The 5,380-nt window shown below is 61.2% G+C and carries 7 protein-coding genes; 5 read left to right on the top strand and 2 right to left on the bottom strand.

The window, feature by feature from the left end:
- Positions 1–222 precede the first annotated feature (222 nt).
- The gene (locus tag JJE47_15720; protein MBK5268867.1) at positions 223–1,155 is read right to left on the bottom strand and encodes a COX15/CtaA family protein; all 933 of its coding nucleotides are present in this window, start codon (positions 1,153–1,155) and stop codon (positions 223–225) included.
- A 98-nt stretch (positions 1,156–1,253) separates the two neighbouring features.
- A complete protein-coding gene (locus tag JJE47_15715) occupies positions 1,254–1,694 on the bottom strand; it encodes a nucleoside deaminase (protein ID MBK5268866.1) in 441 nt (146 codons plus the stop codon).
- A gap of 139 nt (positions 1,695–1,833) precedes the next feature.
- Between JJE47_15715 and JJE47_15710 the strand changes: the two genes are divergently transcribed.
- The 5 genes from JJE47_15710 to JJE47_15690 all read left to right on the top strand — a co-directional run.
- Entirely contained in the window at positions 1,834–2,481 is a 648-nt protein-coding gene (locus tag JJE47_15710; protein MBK5268865.1) for a V-type ATP synthase subunit D, read from the top strand.
- Complete coding sequence (locus JJE47_15705; GenBank protein MBK5268864.1) at positions 2,478–2,804, top strand: hypothetical protein; 327 nt, start codon at positions 2,478–2,480, stop codon at positions 2,802–2,804. The genes JJE47_15710 and JJE47_15705 overlap by 4 nt, the downstream gene beginning before the upstream one ends.
- 3 nt (positions 2,805–2,807) lie before the next feature.
- Positions 2,808–4,685 (top strand): V-type ATP synthase subunit I, encoded by a 1,878-nt coding sequence (locus tag JJE47_15700; GenBank protein MBK5268863.1) that lies wholly within the window; start codon positions 2,808–2,810, stop codon positions 4,683–4,685.
- Between the two features lie 2 nt (positions 4,686–4,687).
- A complete protein-coding gene (locus JJE47_15695) occupies positions 4,688–4,909 on the top strand; it encodes an ATPase (protein ID MBK5268862.1) in 222 nt (73 codons plus the stop codon).
- On the top strand, positions 4,909–5,380 hold a 472-nt coding region (locus JJE47_15690; GenBank protein ID MBK5268861.1), incomplete at its 3' end, for a hypothetical protein. The genes JJE47_15695 and JJE47_15690, both read left to right, overlap by 1 nt.

The raw sequence follows: 5,380 nt of genomic DNA, 5'->3' as shown, positions 1-5,380 counted from the left end.
GACAACATGGCCGCCAGGAACAGGCCCGGTTCCATGTCATCAAGCCCAGCGGGAACCCCATCAGTAGCCGCCCGGTCAGATGTCGGGTCAATCAATGTGTCGAACATACGTTCGATTCTAACCCGACCCTGTGACAGAAAATGTGGCTGAACATCACCACGACTAGAGGGCAAGTAGCTGACGCCGATCTACCCCGATCGATGCGCCAACGCGGACCCCGGATCAGACAGCCGCGTCGACCGTAACCTCGTCGGTCTGAGTAAGTGGGCTCACTGAGTAGGCCATGGTTGCCGCGGCGATGAGCAGTACCCACGACAGTGAGGCAGCGGCCAGGTGGGCCGCCACGAGCGCGCTCGAGCTGACCTTGGTCACGACATGTCCGGCGCCGATGGCGATGTTGAGGACGTAGACGGCGGTGGCCCCGTTGACGAGTCGGGCTTCGATAATCGGACGGTTCTGTTTCGTCGACCTCAGACTCAGAAAGCCGAGATAGAGAAAGACCCCGCCGGCCAGGACACGGTGGGTGAAATGAATGGCCAGCTTGGGATTGTCCAGGTTCGGAAGGAGTCGATTTCCGACGAATGGCCAGCCGCTGAAGTAGAGGTTATGAACAAGAGATCCGAACAGAAGCACTGCCAGAACTGCGATTGCCCCGGCCGCAACCATGTGTGCCCACGACCGGTTCTTGCTCTGTTCGGCTGGCGAAGCGACTCCGGATCGGTCGCTGGCTGACGTCACCACGACGGTCAACAGGGCGAGAATGGCCATCGAAATGGCCAGGTGCATTGAGACGAGATCCGAGGCGAGCTCACCCTTGACGACCATTCGGCCAACCCATGCTTGGATGCCGATCACGGCAACGGTCAAGGTCGAAGGGATCAGAATCTTTGGTTCGTTGCGATGACGGCGCCAGGCCGCGACCGCCACGGCGAGGGCCAGCAGTCCGACCATCGCGGCCACCCATCGGTGGGTCCATTCCACGATCATGTGGAACTCGGGTCGCGGGAGAAGGCCACCAAGAAGGCCGTTCTCGCAGAGGGGCCATCGATCCTGACAGCCGTAGCCGCTCTTGCTGCCTCGAGTGAATCCTCCGATCGTGACCAAGGCCAGAGTGGCAGCGAGCGCCAGTGAACTCAGGCGGCGGATGGAGGACATTGTCGGAACCCTACACGGGAGGTCGGGTCACACCAGCAGTCCCGGTTGGGGCTGTTGAGACAACTGGCTTCGGGATTCCATTTGACGGGTGACGGGGACTACTCCTCGCCGATGTCCTCGTTCCAGATGTCGGGCCGGGCAGCGACGAAGGCAGCCATAAGGTCGACGCACTCTGGGAGGTCGAGGACTTCAAGTTCGATGCCGTTGGATCGAAGTAGGTCTTCGGCACCCATGAATGTTCGGTTCTCGGCGATGACCACCCTGGGGATCTCGTACAACAGGATTGCGCCGGAACACATGTGACAAGGCGACAGCGTTGTGTACATGGTCGCCCGCCGGTATTCGGATGCGCTGAGCCTTCCGGCGTTCTCGAGAGCGTCCATTTCACCGTGGAGAATGGCCGAGCCTTTCTGGATTCTCTGGTTGTGACCACGCCCGACGATTTGACCGTCGACCACGAGCACTGAGCCGATCGGGATGCCACCGTCGTCCGCTCCTCGGATCGCCTCGTCGATGGCAGCCTTCATGAAATCAGTCACGTCGATGACGCTAGTGGTTCGGAGTACCTGGCTGGGCGGCGCCCATTAGGGCCGGTTGACTCTGATTGACCAGGTTGTGACCTCTGGCCGCTCCCCAAACACCAGGCCTCCCGCATACTAATGGTGAGGACGGGTGTTCTTGGAACAGTTGACGGCAACACGCTCGGAACTCCTGGCTCGTCGGGGCCACCTTGAGCTGGCGCGCCGGGGGCGAGATCTCCTGGAAGACAAACGGGATCAACTCATGAAGGAATTTCGCAAGGTCGCCGACCTCGTCTTGTCAGGCGAGGGGGCCCTTGATCGAGCTGCTGGTGCGGCTCGTCGCGCACTTGCCGATGCCGAAGCCTTCGATGGACCTGACCTCGTGCGGTCTGCCGCGGCGGTCGGTGGTTCGGGAATCTTCCTCGAGGCTCATCCCGTTTACATCATGGGCGTACGAATCGCCGACATCGAGTACGGACCAGTTCGGCGGTCTCTCGTTGATCGTGGCTACACCTTGACGGGAACCAGCGCTCGTATCGACCGGGCCAGCGAGTTGTTTGAAACGGAACTGGAACTCGCCCTTGAGCTGGCTGCTCGAGAACTCCGTCTGCGGCGGCTGGTCGAAGAAATCGCCACTACGACCCGGCGCGTCAACGCCCTTGAGAACATCGTAATCCCACAGCTTGAACGCGAGACCAGCATGATTCTTGCTGTGCTCGATGAGCGAGAGCGGCAGGATCGGTTCCGACTCAAGCGGGCGAAGGCGCAACGGGCGCGCCGGTTGACCATGGCAGGCATGCGATGACCGTCTCGCGTGAACCGCTGGCTCTCATTCGTGCCGCCGAATTGTCAGCCGCACGTTCTGTGGCTGCAGAGACCGGGCGAACGAGCCTTGCAATAGCCGATGCGCGCCGTGAAGCCGCCCAGCTCGCCGAACATGCCAGACAACGTGGGAAGGTGGTCGCCGACGAACGCTACGCCCGGGCGATCACCCAAGCCGAATCCCGCGCAGCCGACCTCGCCCAAACTCTCGACGGCCGCATCCGTAGCCTGCGGACCCGAATCGAACCTGAATTGGATCGGCTCGTTGAGGCAATGCTCGATGCAATCCTTCCCAGGACGGAGTAGGCGATGCTCGTCCCCATGACCAAGGTTCACGTGATCGGACATCGGAGACGACTTCACCCGACCCTTGAAGCCCTCCATCTTCTGTCTGCAGTCCAGCTGATCGACGTGACCGATGACTCGTCGATCACCCTCCCGCCACTGACGGCCGATGACGAACAGGTTCAGGAGATCGAGGAACTCCGCTATCTCCGGGCACGATTGGACGCGCTTTTGGCGCTTAGCTCCGATCCGCCACCCGCCGACACCGCTCCGGTCGATCTGGCGCTCATCCGTTCCGATCTTGAAACGACTGCACCTGAGATCGAGTCTCTGGCCCGTTCGCTTGAGGAGCGCCAGCTCGAGATCAGCACGCTTCCCCGGCATGTGCAGTCGCTGAAACGACTTCTCCCTCTGGTGCCCGAACTCACGGAACTGGAGAGTTATGACACCGACGCGGTAATCCTTGATGCCCGGCATGCATCGGTGCTCGGTGACCTCAGCGTCGCCCTCGATGAGGTGTTGGAGGGCAATTTTGAGATCATTTCCGATCAGGTTGACACGGATACGGTGGGAGCAGTGATCGTCACGCCCAAGAAGTCCGCCGCCGAGGTTCAGGCCATATTGGGTCGAAAGCAGGTCAACCGGGTTCGTCTTCCTCATGAGTACGAATCGGTCCCATTCCGACAGGCAATCACCCTCATGGAACGGCGGCTATCCGATCTACCGGTTGAGATGGCCACGATTGAGGACAAGATCACCGCCGTCATGAGGTCCCGGGGTGCCTGGGTGACAGCTCGGTCCGACGTCACCCAACGCCTTGGTCAGCTGAGCGCCATTCGCCATTTGGGTGCCACCCCGCAGACCTTTGTGCTGTCAGGCTGGGTTCCCGTACCCCGACTTGAGGAGGTCCGGCGGGTGGTCGCTTCCGTTGGCCAGGGAGAGGTGATTGTCGAGCTGGCTCCGATTGGAGACGACGAAGAACCGCCGATACTCCTGCAGAATCGTGACGCCGTTCGGCCCTTTGAGGCGTTGGTCAGTCTGCTGTCCATGCCCCGATACGGCAGCCTCGACCCCACCACGCTCATGATGGTGTTCCTGCCGCTGTTTTTCGGCATGATGCTCGGCGACATTGCCTATGGTGTCTTGCTGCTTGCCATGGCCCTCTACCTTCGCCATCGGCTCCGCGTGACCTCTCCCAGTGCCGCCGAGTTTCTGAAGATATTCGTGCTGGGTGCGGGATGGACGATTGTGTGGGGCGTGATCTACGGCGAGTTCCTCGGAGATCTTGGTCGTCGATGGCTCGGTCTGGAACCCGTCTGGATCAACCGGGAAGAGGCCATTGAGCCTCTGCTCATTTTCGCGCTCGCAGTGGGAGTCGCCCATATCACTCTCGGTCTGGTGCTTGGCATTTGGACGGCCGCCCATCGACATGATCGTAAGAAACTCTCGACGTCCGTAGGCACGCTGTTGGCCTTGATAGGGCTGTTCGGGATCACCGGTGTGGCCGTTGGTCAGCTACCAGATGGCTGGATGACCCCGGCCGTCGCGACGATCGTCGTTGGCACCGTCCTGATGATCGCTCTGGAAGGTCCGATGGGTTTGATCACCGGTCCACTTGAGCTTCTTGGTCTGGTTGGCAACGTTCTTTCCTACCTCCGAATCGCCGCCATCGGGATCGCCTCGGTCTACCTTGCTCGCGTCGCCAACGAACTCGGATCTCTCGGACCGCTCTGGTTTGGCATCATCGTGGCGGCACTGTTTCACGCACTCAATCTCGCCCTCGGGGTGTTCAGTCCGAGCGTCCAGGCGCTCCGCCTTCACTACGTCGAGTTCTTTGGCAAGTTCTATGAAGGCGGCGGTACCGCCTTCGTCCCCTTTGGCTCACTTGACAGAAAGGAATAGACATGGAAATTGGACTTCTTGCTGTGGGGGCCGGACTCGCGATCGGGCTGGCTGCTCTGGCGACCGGTTATGCCCAGGCCCGGATCGGATCGGCCGGTATCGGTGCTCTGGCAGAAAAGCCCGAACTCACCGGTCGGGTGATTCTGCTTCTCGCGATTCCGGAGACCTTGGTCATTCTCGGCTTTGCCGTGGCAGCCATGATCATCCTGTTGCTGGGCGGCTGATGGGCGTCGAGGCCATCGTCAGTGCCATTGCGGCTGAAGCGGACGCTCGGGTCGCGGAGATCCGAGCGCAGACTCGGGCCCGTGTCGACCGGATTCTGGGTGACGCGGCGGCCGAGGCCGATGCCGACCGTGCTCGTCTGGAATCCGATCGGGACGAGGAGGCTGAGCAAGCCGCCGCCCGGATCGTCAATCGAGCGTTACTGGAAGCCGATCGGCAAATGGCCGATGCGAGAGAGCACCTGTTTCAAGATGCGCTGGCTCGCCTGCGGGACAGGCTCGTAGCCGTCACAGACGGTCCCCGGTACCAGGCGACGCTGGGCGCCCTCTACACCGAAGCGGTGGCAATCGTCGGTGACGACGATGCCACGGTTCTGGTACGGGAGGCTGACCGGCTTCTCATGAAGGAACTGATTGGGAATCGGGTCGACCCCGAGCGTGTGGAAGGTTCGTTGGTGTGCCTGGGGGGTGTCG

The sequence above is a fragment of the Acidimicrobiia bacterium genome, from assembly GCA_016650365.1.
GTDB lineage: Bacteria > Actinomycetota > Acidimicrobiia > Spongiisociales > JAENVV01 > JAENVV01.
The sequence above is the reverse complement of the archived record's forward strand: the minus strand, read 5'-3'. Positions and strand labels throughout refer to the sequence as shown.